This is a genomic window from Nocardia sp. NPDC052112 (assembly GCF_040680135.1).
Classification (GTDB): domain Bacteria; phylum Actinomycetota; class Actinomycetes; order Mycobacteriales; family Mycobacteriaceae; genus Nocardia.
Map to the genome: position 1 here is coordinate 55,519 of NZ_JBFAWD010000023.1, position 15,730 is coordinate 71,248.

Below are 15,730 nucleotides of genomic sequence, written 5' to 3' on the forward strand. Positions count from 1 at the left end.
ATCAGTCCAGTTGTCACAGCCAGTCGCCGGAAACTGGACTGAATTGCGCAGCATCCAGCTATGGTGATCGCCGAACCCGCATCCATCCGAACGCGGATGTGCTATCTGATTCGGCGAGTACATCGGTAGCTCACCGGGTACGCCCACCATGATGTAGGACCTGTCCCCAGACATGGTGGCTCTTACTAATATGGCCTGAATACTCGGAGAGGCGGAACAGAGCTTTGTTGAGCACAGTACTGATCTCGGCGGATGAGCTTCGGGACGTATTGGCGGACAAGCGGGTTCATCTACTCGACGTGCGATGGGCACTCGGTGATCCGGACGGGCCACAGCATTATCTGGACGGACATATTCCGGGCGCGGTCTTCGTCGATCTGGAGACCGAACTGGCCGCGCCGCCGTCCCCAGCGCGCGGGCGGCATCCGCTGCCCGACCCCACGCAGCTCGAAAAGTGCGCGCGCAGTTGGGGTTTGCGCTCCGGTGATCCGGTGGTCGTCTACGACGCGACCGGCGGCATGGCGGCCGCACGGGCCTGGTGGCTGCTGCGCTGGGCCGGAATCGCGGATGTGCGGATTCTCGACGGCGGTCTGCCCGCGTGGACCAGTTCCGGCGGTGCGATCGCCACCGGCGAGGAGGCCGATCCCGAACTCGGTGATATCGAGGTGAATCCGGGTCAGCTGCCGGTCATCGATGCCGATGCGGCCGCCAAATGGTCCGGCATCCTGCTCGACGCGCGTGCGGGCGAGCGCTACCGCGGCGAGGTGGAGCCGGTCGATCCGCAGGCAGGCCACATTCCTGGCGCGATCAGCGCACCGACCACGGAGAACCTCGACTCCGACGGACGGTTCCGCAGTGTGGACGCTTTGCGCGATCGCTTCGCCGCATTCGGGTCCGAACCGGTCGCGGTCTACTGCGGATCCGGTGTGACCGCGGCACACCAGGTCGCCGCACTCGCTGCCGCGGGTATCGAGGCGGCCCTGTATCCGGGCTCGTGGTCGCAATGGTCGAACGACCCGAAACGCCCGGTCGCCACCGGGGCATAGCCGCGCTACGGGCACGAGCGGGCAATATCGTGCAGCACGGCACTGTCGGCGGCGGTCACCGGTAGGTCGTATCGGATCGCCGCCGTCAGGTATTTGCCCGCATAGAAACAATGGTTCGGGCGTGCGGGCGGCAGCCACTCGGACGGTGTGCTGTCGCCCTTGTCCTGATTGGCGTCGGCCGCGGTGGCCAGCAGATTCACACCGATATCGTTGGCGAAACGCACCCGCCGCTCGAGTGGCCAATGCACCGCACCCATATCCCAGGCCGCGGCCAGCGGATAGACGTGATCGATCTGGATATCGCCCGCATCGGCCTTGCCGAAGGTGATCCGCGCACCGGTGTACGGATCGTCGAGCGTGCCCGCGGTGACCACACAATCGTGGGTACCCGGCCGCAAGCTCACTCCGGTCAGCTGCGCGCTCAACACGTTGTTGCGGGTATCGCAGCCGTCGTGTCCGCCGGGACCGTCGTAGTCGTCGGTCCACGACGGCCCGAATACGCACCGCTGTCCATCCCGGCAACCGCGCTCGTAACCGCCGGGATGGCCGCGCGCCGCGACGACCCGAACCTCCGCGAGCAATTGTTCGAGCTGAGAACGGGTTGGAGTGCCGCGTTCACCCACCCTGTCGCCTGCCATCCTCCGTGGTGCGGGCGTAACCGATCCGCCGCCCGGCTCGATGCATCCGGGCAGTGCGAACAACGCCGCCGCGAGCAGGGCAGGCAACCATCGTCGGATGTCGGCAGGCACGGCCATAGCTGTACCCGGATGGACCGACATTCGAAGACCCCCGCTGAACCGCCCTGGAAATGGAGCCGGTCAGGACTCACAGCCAGGCGCGAGCCAGCAGATCGTCATTGGCGACTTCACTCGCCCGCGGCGGGAATCTGGTGGCCGAGATGGACTCCGGGTGCGCGCCATCGTGCCCGATCAGCCAGGAACCACCGCGCTCCTCGCACTCGGCGATCTTCGCGAAGGTATTGAGCAGGAACGTGACCGCTTCACGTGGGTCCAGGGTTCGGGCCAGGCGCTGTGATTCACCGGGGCGCGACAGGTCCAGCCAGACGCCGGACTGTCCGTCCAGTCGCATGCCGACGATCTTGGCGGCATTGACAAAGGTGAATTTGCGCCGTTCCCACGGCGTGGTCGGCGTGAAGCTCTGCTCGAGTACCTGGAGCAGAATCGTCATGCTTTTCCCTCCGCTTCCGTTGACGCCCAACTGCGGTTCTCATGCGATGACCAGCGGATATACCAGTATGTTCCGAAAAGGGTGCCAAGGGGTAGTAACTGGTCCATCTCGGCGAGTTCCGGGACTTTTCCGGCGACCGATGAGTTCGTCCGCCGGGCGGCGTCTATATCTGCAAACGTCACATGATCAGGGAGGATCTCGATGAGCGAGCGCAACGAGCGAGGAATCGACACAGCGCCGAGGACGAGCGAGGCGCAGTCATGACCGCGCTGCCACCCGTAGTCGATGCCGATACCTGGCAGCGCCAACTCGACGAGCTGCGCATCCGGGAGAAGGCAGCGACCCGAGAACTCGATGCGATCGCCGCGCAGCGGCGCCGCCTGCCGATGGTCGAAATGCCCGAATACACCCTCGAGGGCGAGAACGGACCGGTCCGGCTGGCGGAGATCTTCGACGGTAAGTCACAGCTGATCGTCTACAACCACATGTGGTTCCCGGGCGAGCAGTGGCAGTGCGGTGGTTGTACCGGGTTCACCTCGCAATTCACCCGGTTGGGATTCCTGGACAACTACGATGCCCGGTTCGTCATCGTCACCCAGGGGCCGATCGAGGAGGCACTCGCGTACAAGCGGCGGGTCGGAAACAAAATGACCTGGTACTCCACGGCGAACAGTCCCTTCGGCACCGATGTCGGCGCGCCGCCCGGCGGGGGATTCGCGGTCAACATATTCCTGCGCGACGGCGATACGGTGTATCGCACCTGGCACACCAACGGCCGTGGCACCGAGCAGCTCAGTCACAGCTTCGCGCTGATCGACGTGTTGCCGTACGGGCGGCAGGAGGTATGGCAGGACTCGCCCGAGGGGTGGCCACAGTCGCCCACCTACAGCCGATGGGGCGGCTCCCAGGACATCGCCGCGGCCTACGGCGACCCGGAGGCGTGACTACATCCGGCTCAATAGTGTGAGCGGATCCTCGAGCAATCCGGCGACGGTCGCGAGGAAGCGCGATGCCAGTTCACCGTCGATCATCCGGTGGTCGAAACTGATGCCGAGGGTGGTGACCCACCGGACGGCGAGTTCGTCACGGAATACCCACGGGCGCTTGCGAATCGAGCCCAGACACAGGATGGCCGCCTCGCCCGGATTGACCAGCGGAACACCTGCGTCGACACCGAAAACGCCGACATTGGTGATGGTGAAGGTGCCGCCGCGCAGGTCGGTCGGGGTGGCGCCGCCCGAACGCGCCGTTTCGGCGAGCCAGCCGATTTCCCGGCACAGGTCGCGCAGGCTCAGTGCCTGGGCTTCCTTGAGATTGGGCACCAGCAGACCGCGTTCGGTGGCGACCGCGATGCCGAGATTCACATAGTGCTTGGTGACGATCTCCTGATGCGCCTCGTCCCAGCCGGCGTTGATGCCGGGATATTCCGCGAGGGCGGCGAGTACCGATCTGGCGACCAGGGCCAGCGGTGTCAGTACCAGTCCCTCGAAGGATTTGGTGGTGCGCAGGTGGTCGAGCAGTTCCATCGATGCGGTGCAGTCGATGGTGACGAAGGTGCTGGCCTGCGGGATGGTGCGCGCGCTCGCGACCATGGCGGCCGCGGTGCGTTTGCGGATACCGCTGATCGGCGTGCGTTCCTCGCGGGATGCGGGGCGGCTGATGCCCCCATCCGGATCGGTGACCGCTGGTGTCGGTGGTGCGGTCGAGCCGTCGGTGGGAGTCGGCACGGCGCGCGGCTGCGATACCGGCACCGCGGCGCGCACATCCTCGACCGTCACCGCACCGTCGGGGCCGGAACCCGCGACGTACCAGAGGTCGATGCCGAGTTCCTTGGCGAGTTTGCGCGCCCCCGGGGTCGCCGCGGCGCGGCCCGCTCCCTGCTCGACCGGCCCGGCAGTCGAACTCGGCTGCGGCGCGGTCGGTTCCGTCGGCACGGGTCGCCGCCGCCTGGACACCGTCTCCCCTTCGGGGCCATAGCCGACCAGCACCGAAGTCCGTCCGTTCGCACTTTCCGGTGCGGACGGGACCGACAGATCATTGCGCACCCGGATCAGCGGCGCCCCCACCGCAACCGTCTCGCCGGGCTGAGCCAGCAATTCGACCACCGTGCCCGAGAACGGCGACGGCAGCGACACCACCGCCTTGGCCGTCTCCACATCGGCGATCGTCTGATTCAGCTGCACCGTATCGCCGACACCCACCGACCACGACACCAACTCCGCATCGGCCAGTCCCTCGCCGAGATCGGGTAGCCGGAATTCCAGGATATTGCCCTGATCTTCCTCGGGGGCACGATCTTCCACTGGGCACCTCTCAGTGAGCGGTCAGGCGGCGAGTGAGCGATCGACCGCGGCGAGGATGCGGTCCGGATCGGGCAGGTGGTGCTTTTCGAGCTTAGCCGGGGGATAGGGGATGTCGAAGCCACCGACGCGCAGTACCGGCGCCTCCAGGTAGTAGAAGCATCGTTCGGTGATCCGCGCGGCGATCTCGGCGCCGAGCCCGCCGAAGACCGGCGCCTCATGCGTCACGATCAACCTGCCGGTCTTGGCCACCGAAGCCTCGATCGTGTCGACATCGATCGGCGACAAACTGCGCAGATCGACCACCTCGAGCGAATGACCTTCCTCGGCGGCGATTTTCGCGGCGGCGATGGCCGATGCCACAGTGCCGCCGTAGGCGACGATGGTGGCATCGGTACCGCTGACGCAGACGCGGGCCCGGTCCAGCGGCATGGCCTCGGCATCGAAATCGACCTCGGCCTTATCCCAGTAGCGCCGCTTGGGTTCGAAGAAGATCACCGGATCATCCAGCGCGATCGCCTGGCGGATCATGAAATACGCGTCGGCGGGGTTGCTCGGCGTTACGACGCGCAGTCCCGCGGTATGTGCGAAATATGCCTCCGGCGATTCCGAGTGGTGCTCCACCGAACCGATTCCGCCGCCGAACGGAATGCGAATCGTAATGGGCGCGATCACCTTTCCCTGCGTCCGGTAGTGGATCTTGGCGACATGCGAAACGATCTGGTCGAAGGCCGGATAGACGAAACCGTCGAATTGAATCTCGCAGACCGGCCGGTAACCGCGCAGCGCCATACCGAAAGCCGTTCCGACAATGCCGGATTCGGCCAGCGGCGTATCGATGACGCGGTTGTTCCCGAAATCCTTCTGCAGCGTATCGGTTACCCGGAAGACTCCGCCGAGACGACCGATATCCTCACCCATCAGTACGACTTTCGGATCGTCGTCCATGGCCCGTCGCAGCCCGGCATTGAGCGCTGCGGCGAAGGTCGTGATCATGTGGGGACTCCTTCCGGTCGCGCGGTGATCTCACCGGGATCGCCGGCCAGATACGCCGCGTACTCGCTCCGCTCCTGGCTGATCAGCGGATGCGGGGTGGCATAGACGTGATCGAAAAGCTGGGTCGGTGCCGGATCCGGCATATCGATGGTCGCGGTGCGCACCTGGTGCGCGACTTCATCGGCGCGCGCATCGACGTGACGCGCGAATGCCGTATCCCACAGCTCCTCTCGTTCCAGCAGCTTGCGCAGCCGCGCGATCGGATCGCGGCGCGCCCACTCCTCGGTCTCGGCGGCGGAGCGGTAGCGGGTCGGATCGTCGGCGGTGGTGTGCGGCCCCATTCGGTAGGTCAGCGCCTCGATGAACGACGGTCCGCCTCCGGTGCGGGCACGGGCGGCGGCCTGCCTGGTGACCGCGAGAACGGCGAGCACATCGTTGCCGTCGACCTGAAGCCCGGGAATTCCATAGCCGTAGGCGCGCCGCGCGATCGGGGTCGCGCTCTGGATCCGGACGGGGGAACTGATCGCCCAGTGGTTGTTCTGGCAGAAGAATACGACCGGAGCGCTCCAACTCGCGGCGAAGCCCAAGGCCTCGGCAAGATCACCCTGACTCGAGGCACCGTCACCGAAGTAGGCGATGGTCGCGATCTCCGCGCCGTCCAGGTGGGCGGCGTAGGCGTAACCGGTCGCGTGCAGGCCCTGCGAGCCGACGATGATATTCGGGTTGGTCATATTGACCGCGTCGGGATCCCAGCAGGAGTGCGCGACCCCGCGCCACATCCGGGTGAGCTCGGTGGGATGGACGCCACGACAATAGGCAACGGCATGCTCGCGGTAGCTGCAGAAGACATAGTCGTCGGGGCGCAACGCGTATGCCGAGCCGACCTGGGCGGCCTCCTGCCCGAGCATCGGCGCCCAGAGTCCCAGCTGGCCCTGGCGTTGCAGGGCGGTTGCCTCGGTGTCGATCCGGCGGGTGACAACCAGGTCCGTGTACATCGCCCGCAGCTGTGCGGGCCCGATATCGGCGATCAGGGCCGCGTGTTCTCGGTCGAATACGCGGCGACCGTCGGGTTGTACCAACTGAACCGGATAGTCGGATTTGTTCGTCATTCGGGATCGCCTCCTGACCATGATGCAGGGCTGGTGTGCCCTATATCACATAGCATCCACGAGGAGGCGAAGTGCGCAAGTGATCGACACGCGAGTAAGCAGGATGCCCAAATCCGACCGGCGAATTGATGTCATACTGCGTTGTATGACCAGTAGAGAACCCGCCGACGCGACCCTGGACGCCACCGACGCGCGGCTATTGCTCGAGCTGGTCGCCAACCCACGCGCGACCGGCGTCGAGCTGGCGACCCGGCTCGGGTTGTCCCGCAATACCGTGCAGGCGCGGCTGTCGCGCTGGGAGGCGAGCGGCGTGCTCGCCAGCTTCGAACGTCGAGTGCAACCACAGGCGCTGGGCTACCCGCTGGCGGCTTTCGTCGCTGTCGTCGTCGATCAGCACCGCTTGGATTCGGTGGTCGGCGAACTCGCCCGGGTGCCGGAGGTGACCGAAGTGTGCGGCATGACCGGACTGACCGATCTCACCGTGCGGGTGGTGGCGCAGGATGCGGACGATCTGTACCGGATCGCCGGGCAGATATTGAAGATTCCCGGAGTGGAACGCACCAATATGGCGTTGGTGATGCAGCAATTCGTCGGACCGCGCACGGCCCCGCTGCTGGATCGGCTGGCCGGATCCGCCGATCGCTCGCTGCGGGCCTGATCCGCGAATTCTCTTGACCTCGAGTGCAATCGGAGTCTGGACCACCGAAGGCTGAGGGACCTACAGCAGGTTGAGGAACTCGGTGGCTGTCATTCCGCCTTCACCAATGGCGTGGCGGTCAGCTGGGGCTCGGGCGCCTCGGCGAGATAGAGCGCGACCGCTTCGCGGAGATTGGACAGCGCCTCCTCGATCGTCTGGCCCTGACTGGCTACATCGACCTCGAGACACTGCGCGACATACCAGTCCTCTTCCCTCCGCACCGCAGCCGTCAATACCGCTGATCAGCCATGGATGCAGTGTCGCACAATGTGTTCTGGGCCGACATCGCCCGGCATGTTCAGTCGGTGATCAGCGCGGTGGCGGCGGTGCGGATTATTTCGGGGATCGCTACGGGTTTGCGGGTTTCGTTGTCCACGTAGACGTGGACGAAGGTGCCGGTGGCGGCTAGTTCGAGAGCATCATCGGCTTCGCGGAAGATGGCCAGGTCGTAGGTGATGCTGGAGCGGCCGAGGCGGGAGATGCGCAGGCCCACCTGGAGTTGGTCGGGGAAGCTCAGGGAGCCGTGATACTGGCAGGAGGTCTGGGCGACCACGCCGAGGGCGGGCAGTTCGCGGATATCCGTGCCGGTGGCGTGCATGAGCCAGGCATTGACGGCGGTGTCGAAGTACGAGTAATACGTCACGTTGTTCACGTGGCCGTAGTGGTCGTTATCGGCCCAGCGGGTCGGCATCGGCCAGAGGACCGGATACTGCTGCGTCACCCGGCCGACGATAGCTCAGCCGGGGTGCTGCCCTGCCGGTGGTCGCGTGGACTCACACCGAAGTGTCGTTTGAATGCCGTGCTCAGTGCGAACGCACTGCCGTAGCCGACCTGGCGGGCAATGGATTCGATGGTGGCATCGGATTCCTGCAGCAGATCGGCGGCCAGGGCCAGGCGCCATTCGGTGAGGAACGCCATCGGCGGCTCGCCGACCAGATCGGTGAACCGGCGGGCCAGCGCCGCACGCGAAACCCCGACCGCCTCCGCCAGGCTGGCGACCGTCCAGCCGTGCGCCGGGTTGTGCTGCAACAGCCGCAGTGCCTTGCCGACGAGCGGATCACTGTAGGCGTGGTACCAGGCGGGCGCGTCATTGCGCGCGAACCAGGCGCGCAACGCCGCGATCAGCACCATATCGAGCAGCCGGTCCAGCACGACGCCCTGTGCGGGCTCGTCCTTGGTGGCCTCGTCGACCAGGATGTCGAGCAGCCGGGTGTCGAAATCGCCGCGCCGCAAGATGATCACGGGCGGCAGGGCCCGCAGCAGCCGCTGGCTTGCCGCGCCCGCCGACTCATAGGTGCCGGTCACCATCACGGTGGCGCCGTCCGCATCGGTCCCCCACTGACGCACACCGAGACTCAATGTCTCACAGAGGATTTCACCGTCGGCGGTCTTGGTGACATTGCCCGGATCGATGAAGATCTGCGGTGCGGTGGCCGGATCGTCGGCGACCGTATACGGATCGGGTCCGCGGAAGATCGCGATATCGCCCGCGCCGACCTGCCGTGGCTTGCTGCCCGCCGCATCGGTCATGATCCAGGCCGTGCCGCAGACCATCGATACCACCGTCAGCGGCGCCCGGTCCTGGATGCGCAGCGACCACGGCGGATCGAGCAGCGAACACATGACGAACGCACCACGGGCGCGTGGGCCTTCGAGCAGACTGGCGAGCGCATCCACATCACAAACAGTAGACGCTGACGCATGATCACGAGTCGCTGAACTATGTTTCGCCGCCGGCTGCGCCGATGTACTGGATACATGACAAACAGCACCTCCCACCAGCGCCTCGTCCTCGTCACCGGCGGTACGGGCAAGACCGGCGGCCGGATCGCGACCCGGCTCCGGCGGGCCGGTCATCCGATCCGGATCGGTTCCCGCGCGGCCGAGATCCCCTTCGACTGGGCCGACCGCAGTACGTGGACACCGGCGCTGTTCGGTGTGGACGCGGTGTACATCGCCTACCAGCCGGATCTGGCGGTGCCGGGTGCATCCGCGACCATCCGCGCCTTCACCAATGCGGCCAAGGTCAACGGTGTGCGCAAGCTCGTGCTGCTGTCCGGGCGCGGTGAATCGGAGGCTGTGGCGTGTGAGCAGATCGTGCAGGGCTCGGGTCTGGATTGGACCATTGTGCGCTGCAGCTTCTTCGCACAGAACTTCAGCGAGGGCGCATTCCTGGAGTATGTGCTCGCGGGTGCGGTGGCGTTGCCCAATGGCGATGTGCCGGAACCGTTCGTGCACACCGACGATATCGCCGATGTCGCGGTCGCCGCGTTGACCGAGGACGGGCACAGCGGCGAACTCTACGAACTGACCGGACCCAGGTCGTTGACATTCGCCGAGGCCGTCGCCGAGATCGCCACCGCGGCCGGACGCGAAATCGCCTTTATCCCCATCTCCCGCACGGATTTCGTTGCGGCACTGACCGAGTACCAGCTGCCCGCCGACGTCGTCAGCCTGCTCGACTACCTGTTCGGCAGGGTATTGGACGGCAGGAACTCCAAGACCGCGGACGGCGTCCGGCGTGCTCTCGGCCGGGAACCGAGAGATTTCCGCGATTACGCCGACGAGACGGCAGCCGCGGGTGTGTGGAACATCTCAGGCGAGTAGATGGTTGTAGAGGAATAAGACCGCCGCATGGACGCCGATCTCAATGGCGAGATCCGCGGAGCCGGGCCTTCGGCCGACGATGTCCCGGACCGGCTCCCCGTGCGGCCACGAGATCGACCTCGAGGCGGTACCGTCGAATCGGTGGCGACCACGACGATCGATCCGCAGACCCGGGTAGCACGCGCCGCGGTTTTCGTGGTGTTCGCGCTGAACGGTTTCCTGCTCGCCATGTGGGTTGTACACATCCCGGCCATTACCGACCGGACCGGGATCGCGCATTCCACGCTCGGCATGTTCATTCTCATGCTTGCCGGTGCGGGCATTGTCGGCATGCGCATCGCGGGCCCGCTCGCCGACCGATTGGGCAGCCGGACCGTGGTTGCGGCCGCCGCCGCGATCACCTCGGTATCCGTGCTCGGGCCCGGACTCGCGACCGGGCCGGTCGGCCTGGCAATCGCATTGGCCTGCTTCGGTTTCGGCAACGGTGCCCTGGACGTTTCGATGAATACCCAGGCGGTGCATGTCGAACGGGTTTATGACCGGCCGATCATGTCGGCGTTCCACGCGTTGTTCTCCGGTGGTGGATTCCTCGGCTCGCTGCTCGGCGCGGCCGCCCAGGGCGCGGAATGGGATGTGCGCCTGAGTTTGTCGCTCGCGGCGGTGGCCGGGTTGGCGATCACTGCGGCGCTCGTGCCGCGTCTGCTGAGTGATACGGGATCGCGCGAAGCGAATTCGGATGCCCCGACTTCGAACAACATCGGGCCGCAAGCGCAGAACCACATTCCGGAGGGCACAACCGCGGACCCGGTCCCGCCGAGCCCGGATCGTGCGTCCGAAACACCCGCAAGAGCAACCGCATCGCACGATGCCGGAACAGCCCGATCGGCAACCGCGCGCAACCGCTCTCGAAAAGTCCTGGCGCTGGCCGCAATCGCTTTCGCCCTCCTCCTCACCGAGGGCGTCGCCGCCGACTGGAGCGCCCTGCAGGTCCGCGACCACCTCGATGTCGACGACGCCACCGCCGCACTGGCATTCGGCGCATTCTCCTGCACCATGACCGCGGGCCGGTTCACCGCCGACCGTGTTGCGGGCGCCTTCGGCCGCGTCGCTGTCGTCCGCTACGGCACCTTGCTCGCCGCCTTCGGATTGGTTCTGATCATGGCGTCGGGCTGGGTGCCGCTGACGCTGCTCGGCTGGGCGATGTGCGGCCTCGGACTCTCCGGTGGCATCCCGCAAATCTTCACCGCTGCGGGCAATCTCGGCTCGACCACGGCGGCCACCGACATGTCGCGGGTATTCAGCCTCGGTTACCTCGGCCTGCTCGCCGGACCCTCGATCATCGGCTGGCTGACCGCCCTGGTCCCACTCACCACCGCCATGTTCGTTCCGCTCATCGCCGTTCTGCTCTGCTGTCGCTATGCGGGCGCGGTTGCCCCACAACAGAAGTAGCGCACCTATCCGATTGCGGCCGGCCGAATGACGAACGCCGTGGCAAGCTCACGCCATTGCGGCAGTGGCAAGTCCGTCGGATCAGTGGTGAGCATCTGCAGACACACACGATCGGCCCCCACATCCGTCGGGCGTTGCCCCTCAGGCACGCTCGCGATCAGCGCACCGGCGCTCGAACTCACCGTCGTACACATCGACGGCGAACGCATCCCACTCATCGGGCTTCGAGTCACGAACACCGAACATGCCCCCATCGAGGAACGCGACCTCGACACACTGACCATTGGACGCGCTGCGACTGCTCTTGAACCAGCGGGCTCCGGACAGGTCAACGGTCACTGTACTTCTCCTTCGCCACCTGTCGCAGCAGGTCTCTCGTGCTCTTCTCATCCAGCGTCGTACGCCGGATATCGTCAGCCATTCCAGCGTATCGCTGCACCAACTCCGGCTTGTCCATGTAGAGATCGCTGCTCATCCCGCCGTCCAGATAGACGACCGGAGGTTCCACCGGCTTGCCCTTGCTGTCGGTGCCGAAGTCCAGGATGACGAACGAGCCGTGCAAGATGCCACGGGTGAAGCCAGCCGTGTGCGGGTGGATGCGGAGGGTCACATTATCGAGCTTGCTGACCTCGGCGAGCTGTCGGAGTTGCGCCGCCATCACACGTGGCCCGCCGACCATCCGGTGCAGGGCCGACTCATCGAGGAACAGTTCCAGCGCAAGTGGACTGGCCTTGCGGGTGACAACCACCTGCCGCTCGAGCCGGACCTCGACGCGCCGTTCGATCTCATCGGGAGTGCCGTCGTGGAGGAGGTCGCCGATCAATGCGCGTGCGTAGTCCTCGAGCATCGGGCACGCCACTACGTCGACGCGGCAAATGTGCTCCCCGGCGACACTACCGGGCTACCGCGGCTCCCCAATGAGCGCTTGTACCTCGTCCCTGGAGCACCCGCAAGTACGTTGGTGGAATGTTCGGCAACCAAAGACTCGAGCGCAAGATCGATCGGCTCGAACGCAAACTCGACCTGATCATCAAACATCTCGGCATTGTCGATCCCTCGCTGAACTCCGTGTACGGCGAGATCGATGAACTCATCCGGCAGGGCAAGAAGATTCAGGCCATCAAGAGCTATCGCGAGCTCAATCCGGCTGCGAGCCTGAAGGAGGCCAAGGACGCAGTCGAGGCCAGGGAACGCCGGGTCCTGTGACGACCGACGAATAGGAAACGGCCCCCCGTTCGAACAGGAGGCCGTTCCGATAAGGCGGGTATTACAGCGCCTTGAGTTCTTCGGTGACCGCACCGACGGATTTCTTGGCGTCGCCGAACAGCATGGAGGTGGTGTCGGCGTAGAACAATGGGTTGTCGATACCGGCGAAGCCGGAGTTCATCGAACGCTTGAGCACGATCACGCTCTTGGCTTGGTCGACGTTCAGCACCGGCATGCCGTAGATCGGCGAGGAGGAGTCCTCGCGGGCGGCCGGGTTGGTGACGTCGTTGGCTCCGATGACCAGGGCGACATCGGTGCGGCCGAATTCGCCGTTGATGTCGTCCATTTCCTTCATGGCGTCATAAGAGACTTCCGCTTCCGCGAGCAGCACGTTCATGTGGCCGGGCATACGACCGGCGACGGGATGGATGGCGTATTTGACCTCCACACCCTTGGCTTCCAACAACGACGCCATTTCCTTCACCGCGTGCTGGGCCTGAGCGACGGCCATACCGTAGCCGGGGACCACGATGACCTGGTTGGCATACGCCATCTGGATCGCGGCATCCGCGGCGGAGGTGGCCTTGGCCTGTTTCTGCTCACCACCGGAAGCACCCGGGGCGGTGCCACCGCCACCGAATCCACCCGCGACGATCGCGGGGATGGAGCGGTTCATGGCCTTGGCCATCAAATTGGTCAGGATCGAACCGGACGCGCCGACAATCATGCCCGCCACGATCATGGCGGTGTTGTTCAACGCCAAACCCGCTGCGGCAGCGGACAAACCGGTCAACGCGTTCAGCAGCGAAATGACCACTGGCATGTCCGCGCCGCCGATGGGTAGCACGACCATCAGCCCGAGCACACCGGCGAGTACGAGTACCGCGATCATCCAGATCTGGGGCACACCGTCTTTGGTGGCGCCGATACCGATCACCACCGCGGCCGCGATCGCGCCGACCAGCAGCAGCAGGTTCAACGGCTGCTGGAGTTTGCCGATCCCGATCGGCTTACCCGGCAGGATCTCCTGCAGTTTGCCGAACGCGATCAAAGATCCCCAGAACGACACCGACCCGATGATCGCCGCGAACAGCGAACCGATCACGATGTGCACGGTGGGTTCTTCATCGAAATGCGAAAACCCCTGGGAGTTGATGAATTCCGACCACGCGATCAACGCGACGGTGCCGCCACCGACACCGTTGAACGCGGCCACCAGCTGCGGCATCGCGGTCATCTTGGTGTATTTCGCGGGCGGCACACCCAAGACCACACCCACGACCAAACCAGCGACGATCAGGATCCAGTTCGAGGTGTGGCGGATCGAGATCAAGGTGGCCACCACAGCGATCACCATGCCCGCCGCGGCGATCAGATTGCCGCGCACCGCGGTCTTCGGCCCGGTCAGACCCATCAGACCGTAGATGAACATGCCGAAGGCGATGATGTAGAGCCCGTTGACGAGATAGGTCACATTGTCGAAGGTATGCATCACGCTGCTCCCTCTGACCGCTCCGCGGCGGCAGCCTTCACGGGTGCGGCCTTCTTGCCCTTGAACATCCCAAGCATCCGGTCGGTCACCACGAAACCACCGATCACGTTCAGGGTTCCGAACACGACCGCGACGAACAGAATGATCTGGGTCAGGATCGAGGGATCGGCCACGTTGCCAAGGGTTACCAACGCACCCAACACGACGATGCCGTGAATGGCGTTGGTACCCGACATCAACGGCGTGTGCAGGGTATTAGGGACTTTGGAGATGACAGCGAACCCGACGAACCCGGATAGCACCAGGATCGCGATATTCGCCAGCAGTTCGGTATACATCAGTTCTTCACCTTCGCCTCGGTCGTCTCCGCCGCCTCGCCGGACTCCGCCACGTCAGCGGCCTCCGCAGTCTCCGTCGACTCCACCGCCTCTATCGCGTCGGCCGATTCGGTCGCGTCGGCCGATTCGGTCGAATCACGGGTGACGCAGGAATCGGCGAGCACCTGATCGGAGAAGTCCGGCGCGAGTTTCCCATCGACCAGCATCAACTCCAGCAACGCCGCGATGTTCTTCGAGTACAACTCCGAGGCGTGCTCGGGCATGGTCGCGGGCAGATTCAACGGCGAGCAGATGGTCACCTCATGGCGCACCACGGTCTCACCCGGTTCGGTCAGCTCGCAGTTGCCACCGGTCTCACCGGCCAGATCCACGATCACACTGCCCGGCTTCATCCCCTCCACCGCCGCGGCGGTCACCAGGCGCGGCGCGGGACGACCCGGCACCAACGCGGTGGTGATCACCACGTCGAAGCCCTTGATCGCATCCTCCAAAGCCTGCTGCTGCTTCGCCTTCTCCTCATCGGTGAGCTCGCGGGCATACCCACCCTCACCGGCGGCATCGATACCCAGATCCAGCCACTGTGCACCCACCGACCGCACCTGATCGGCCACCTCGGGCCGCACGTCGTAACCGGTGGTGCGCCCACCCAGCCGCTTCGCCGTCGCCAACGCCTGCAACCCCGCCACACCCACACCGAGCACCAGCACGGTCGCCGGCTTCACCGTGCCCGCCGCGGTGGTCAGCATCGGGAAGAAACGCGTGGATTCCGACGCGGCCAGCAGCACCGCCTTATAACCGGCGACATTGGCCTGCGAGGACAACGCATCCATCACCTGAGCCCGCGAAATCCGCGGAATCGCCTCCACGGCGAAGGCCTGCACGCCGGCCGACTTCAACGCCGAAATCTGGTTCTCGGCATTGCGCGGGGCCAGGAAACCGATCAGCGTCTGCCCGCTGGTCAGCTTGCCCACCTCGGCGTCACTGGGCGCGGCAACCTTCACAATCACATCGGCCGACCACGGATCACCGATGGTCGCACCCGCATCTGCATAGGCCGCGTCCGGAATGAGCGCGCCGAGCCCGGCACCCGCCTCGACCACCACCTCTACACCCTGCTTCAACAGGCTCGGAATGATCTTCGGCACCAAAGCGACACGCCGCTCGCCCGCGTTTGACTCGCGAACGACTCCGACACGCGCTCCGCGCGGCGACTCGTCGCCTACGCTCTGCGTTGTCTCCACTGGTCAGACTTCCTTCTCTGGCTGAGCTTCAAGCAACCGGTCGACGGCCGGACGATGTTAC

Annotated in this window: 19 protein-coding genes; 6 read left to right on the forward strand and 13 right to left on the reverse strand. The window is 65.2% G+C overall.

Features of this window, described 5'->3' with window-relative positions; all coding sequences use genetic code 11:
* Window positions 1–239: 239 nt before the first annotated feature.
* On the forward strand, window positions 240–1,046 hold the full coding sequence (locus AB0L58_RS33670) for a sulfurtransferase (RefSeq protein WP_364393475.1): 807 nt from the start codon (window positions 240–242) through the stop codon (window positions 1,044–1,046).
* A gap of 5 nt (window positions 1,047–1,051) precedes the next feature.
* On the opposite strand, the gene AB0L58_RS33675 is transcribed toward AB0L58_RS33670, so the two are convergent.
* Together AB0L58_RS33675 and AB0L58_RS33680 are read right to left on the reverse strand one after the other, a co-directional pair.
* Window positions 1,052–1,684: an HNH endonuclease family protein gene (locus AB0L58_RS33675; RefSeq protein ID WP_364393477.1), complete on the reverse strand. Its 633-nt coding sequence runs from the start codon at window positions 1,682–1,684 to the stop codon at window positions 1,052–1,054.
* Between the two features lie 187 nt (window positions 1,685–1,871).
* On the reverse strand, window positions 1,872–2,234 hold the full coding sequence (locus AB0L58_RS33680; protein ID WP_364393323.1) for a hypothetical protein: 363 nt from the start codon (window positions 2,232–2,234) through the stop codon (window positions 1,872–1,874).
* A 260-nt stretch (window positions 2,235–2,494) separates the two neighbouring features.
* On the opposite strand from AB0L58_RS33680, the gene AB0L58_RS33685 reads away from it, so the two are divergent.
* Complete coding sequence (locus AB0L58_RS33685) at window positions 2,495–3,178, forward strand: DUF899 family protein (RefSeq protein ID WP_364393325.1); 684 nt, start codon at window positions 2,495–2,497, stop codon at window positions 3,176–3,178.
* On the opposite strand, the gene AB0L58_RS33690 is transcribed toward AB0L58_RS33685, so the two are convergent.
* Genes AB0L58_RS33690 through pdhA form a run of 3 tightly spaced genes read right to left on the reverse strand, consistent with a single transcriptional unit; the run spans window position 3,179 to window position 6,639 of the window.
* Window positions 3,179–4,537: a dihydrolipoamide acetyltransferase family protein gene (locus AB0L58_RS33690; protein WP_364393328.1), complete on the reverse strand. Its 1,359-nt coding sequence runs from the start codon at window positions 4,535–4,537 to the stop codon at window positions 3,179–3,181.
* Between the two features lie 21 nt (window positions 4,538–4,558).
* Window positions 4,559–5,530 (reverse strand): alpha-ketoacid dehydrogenase subunit beta, encoded by a 972-nt coding sequence (locus AB0L58_RS33695; protein ID WP_364393331.1) that lies wholly within the window; start codon window positions 5,528–5,530, stop codon window positions 4,559–4,561.
* Window positions 5,527–6,639, reverse strand: coding sequence for a pyruvate dehydrogenase (acetyl-transferring) E1 component subunit alpha (gene pdhA / locus AB0L58_RS33700; protein ID WP_364393334.1), 1,113 nt, complete (start codon window positions 6,637–6,639; stop codon window positions 5,527–5,529). Before pdhA ends, AB0L58_RS33695 begins: the two co-directional genes overlap by 4 nt.
* 145 nt (window positions 6,640–6,784) lie before the next feature.
* Here pdhA and AB0L58_RS33705 point away from each other — a divergent pair, with 145 nt between their 5' ends.
* Window positions 6,785–7,297 carry an Lrp/AsnC family transcriptional regulator gene (locus AB0L58_RS33705; RefSeq protein WP_364393336.1) on the forward strand — a complete coding sequence of 171 codons (513 nt, stop codon included), beginning with the start codon at window positions 6,785–6,787 and terminating at the stop codon, window positions 7,295–7,297.
* An 89-nt stretch (window positions 7,298–7,386) separates the two neighbouring features.
* On the opposite strand, the gene AB0L58_RS33710 is transcribed toward AB0L58_RS33705, so the two are convergent.
* The 3 genes from AB0L58_RS33710 to AB0L58_RS33720 all read right to left on the reverse strand — a co-directional run bounded on the left by AB0L58_RS33710 (window position 7,387) and on the right by AB0L58_RS33720 (window position 9,013).
* Window positions 7,387–7,557 carry a hypothetical protein gene (locus AB0L58_RS33710; protein ID WP_364393339.1) on the reverse strand — a complete coding sequence of 57 codons (171 nt, stop codon included), beginning with the start codon at window positions 7,555–7,557 and terminating at the stop codon, window positions 7,387–7,389.
* 77 nt (window positions 7,558–7,634) lie between these two features.
* Window positions 7,635–8,027, reverse strand: a complete 393-nt coding sequence (locus AB0L58_RS33715; protein ID WP_364393479.1) for a thioesterase family protein — start codon at window positions 8,025–8,027, stop codon at window positions 7,635–7,637.
* A 26-nt stretch (window positions 8,028–8,053) separates the two neighbouring features.
* Window positions 8,054–9,013: an AraC family transcriptional regulator gene (locus AB0L58_RS33720; RefSeq protein ID WP_364393341.1), complete on the reverse strand. Its 960-nt coding sequence runs from the start codon at window positions 9,011–9,013 to the stop codon at window positions 8,054–8,056.
* 81 nt (window positions 9,014–9,094) lie between these two features.
* Here AB0L58_RS33720 and AB0L58_RS33725 point away from each other — a divergent pair, with 81 nt between their 5' ends.
* Both AB0L58_RS33725 and AB0L58_RS33730 read left to right on the forward strand, forming a co-directional pair.
* Window positions 9,095–9,943: an NAD(P)H-binding protein gene (locus AB0L58_RS33725; protein WP_364393343.1), complete on the forward strand. Its 849-nt coding sequence runs from the start codon at window positions 9,095–9,097 to the stop codon at window positions 9,941–9,943.
* 99 nt (window positions 9,944–10,042) lie between these two features.
* Window positions 10,043–11,392: an MFS transporter gene (locus AB0L58_RS33730; protein ID WP_364393481.1), complete on the forward strand. Its 1,350-nt coding sequence runs from the start codon at window positions 10,043–10,045 to the stop codon at window positions 11,390–11,392.
* A 141-nt stretch (window positions 11,393–11,533) separates the two neighbouring features.
* Here AB0L58_RS33730 and AB0L58_RS33735 read toward each other — a convergent pair whose 3' ends face one another.
* Both AB0L58_RS33735 and AB0L58_RS33740 read right to left on the reverse strand, forming a co-directional pair.
* The gene (locus tag AB0L58_RS33735; protein WP_364393345.1) at window positions 11,534–11,731 is read right to left on the reverse strand and encodes a DUF397 domain-containing protein; all 198 of its coding nucleotides are present in this window, start codon (window positions 11,729–11,731) and stop codon (window positions 11,534–11,536) included.
* Window positions 11,721–12,239 (reverse strand): DUF5753 domain-containing protein, encoded by a 519-nt coding sequence (locus tag AB0L58_RS33740; protein WP_364393347.1) that lies wholly within the window; start codon window positions 12,237–12,239, stop codon window positions 11,721–11,723. The genes AB0L58_RS33735 and AB0L58_RS33740 overlap by 11 nt, the downstream gene beginning before the upstream one ends.
* A gap of 119 nt (window positions 12,240–12,358) precedes the next feature.
* On the opposite strand from AB0L58_RS33740, the gene AB0L58_RS33745 reads away from it, so the two are divergent.
* Window positions 12,359–12,598: a hypothetical protein gene (locus tag AB0L58_RS33745; RefSeq protein ID WP_364393349.1), complete on the forward strand. Its 240-nt coding sequence runs from the start codon at window positions 12,359–12,361 to the stop codon at window positions 12,596–12,598.
* A 61-nt stretch (window positions 12,599–12,659) separates the two neighbouring features.
* On the opposite strand, the gene AB0L58_RS33750 is transcribed toward AB0L58_RS33745, so the two are convergent.
* The 3 genes from AB0L58_RS33750 to AB0L58_RS33760 are packed head-to-tail and all read right to left on the reverse strand — an operon-like array spanning window position 12,660 to window position 15,669.
* Window positions 12,660–14,090, reverse strand: coding sequence for an NAD(P)(+) transhydrogenase (Re/Si-specific) subunit beta (locus tag AB0L58_RS33750; protein ID WP_364393352.1), 1,431 nt, complete (start codon window positions 14,088–14,090; stop codon window positions 12,660–12,662).
* Window positions 14,090–14,428 (reverse strand): NAD(P) transhydrogenase subunit alpha, encoded by a 339-nt coding sequence (locus tag AB0L58_RS33755; RefSeq protein WP_364393354.1) that lies wholly within the window; start codon window positions 14,426–14,428, stop codon window positions 14,090–14,092. The genes AB0L58_RS33750 and AB0L58_RS33755 overlap by 1 nt, the downstream gene beginning before the upstream one ends.
* Window positions 14,428–15,669, reverse strand: coding sequence for a Re/Si-specific NAD(P)(+) transhydrogenase subunit alpha (locus AB0L58_RS33760; RefSeq protein WP_364393356.1), 1,242 nt, complete (start codon window positions 15,667–15,669; stop codon window positions 14,428–14,430). Before AB0L58_RS33760 ends, AB0L58_RS33755 begins: the two co-directional genes overlap by 1 nt.
* Between the last annotated feature and the right edge of the window lie 61 nt (window positions 15,670–15,730).

What these genes read in the sequence shown, in the direction of transcription:
- AB0L58_RS33715 (WP_364393479.1), bottom strand. Translation starts at nt 8,027, where the DNA reads ATGCCGACCCGCTGGGCCGATAACGACCACTACGGCCACGTGAACAAC.
- AB0L58_RS33705 (WP_364393336.1), top strand. Translation starts at nt 6,785, where the DNA reads ATGACCAGTAGAGAACCCGCCGACGCGACCCTGGACGCCACCGACGCG.
- AB0L58_RS33680 (WP_364393323.1), bottom strand. Translation starts at nt 2,234, where the DNA reads ATGACGATTCTGCTCCAGGTACTCGAGCAGAGCTTCACGCCGACCACG.
- AB0L58_RS33745 (WP_364393349.1), top strand. Translation starts at nt 12,359, where the DNA reads ATGTTCGGCAACCAAAGACTCGAGCGCAAGATCGATCGGCTCGAACGC.
- AB0L58_RS33740 (WP_364393347.1), bottom strand. Translation starts at nt 12,239, where the DNA reads ATGCTCGAGGACTACGCACGCGCATTGATCGGCGACCTCCTCCACGAC.
- pdhA (WP_364393334.1), bottom strand. Translation starts at nt 6,639, where the DNA reads ATGACGAACAAATCCGACTATCCGGTTCAGTTGGTACAACCCGACGGT.
- AB0L58_RS33755 (WP_364393354.1), bottom strand. Translation starts at nt 14,428, where the DNA reads ATGTATACCGAACTGCTGGCGAATATCGCGATCCTGGTGCTATCCGGG.
- AB0L58_RS33725 (WP_364393343.1), top strand. Translation starts at nt 9,095, where the DNA reads ATGACAAACAGCACCTCCCACCAGCGCCTCGTCCTCGTCACCGGCGGT.
- AB0L58_RS33750 (WP_364393352.1), bottom strand. Translation starts at nt 14,090, where the DNA reads ATGCATACCTTCGACAATGTGACCTATCTCGTCAACGGGCTCTACATC.
- AB0L58_RS33685 (WP_364393325.1), top strand. Translation starts at nt 2,495, where the DNA reads ATGACCGCGCTGCCACCCGTAGTCGATGCCGATACCTGGCAGCGCCAA.
- AB0L58_RS33695 (WP_364393331.1), bottom strand. Translation starts at nt 5,530, where the DNA reads ATGATCACGACCTTCGCCGCAGCGCTCAATGCCGGGCTGCGACGGGCC.
- AB0L58_RS33675 (WP_364393477.1), bottom strand. Translation starts at nt 1,684, where the DNA reads ATGGCAGGCGACAGGGTGGGTGAACGCGGCACTCCAACCCGTTCTCAG.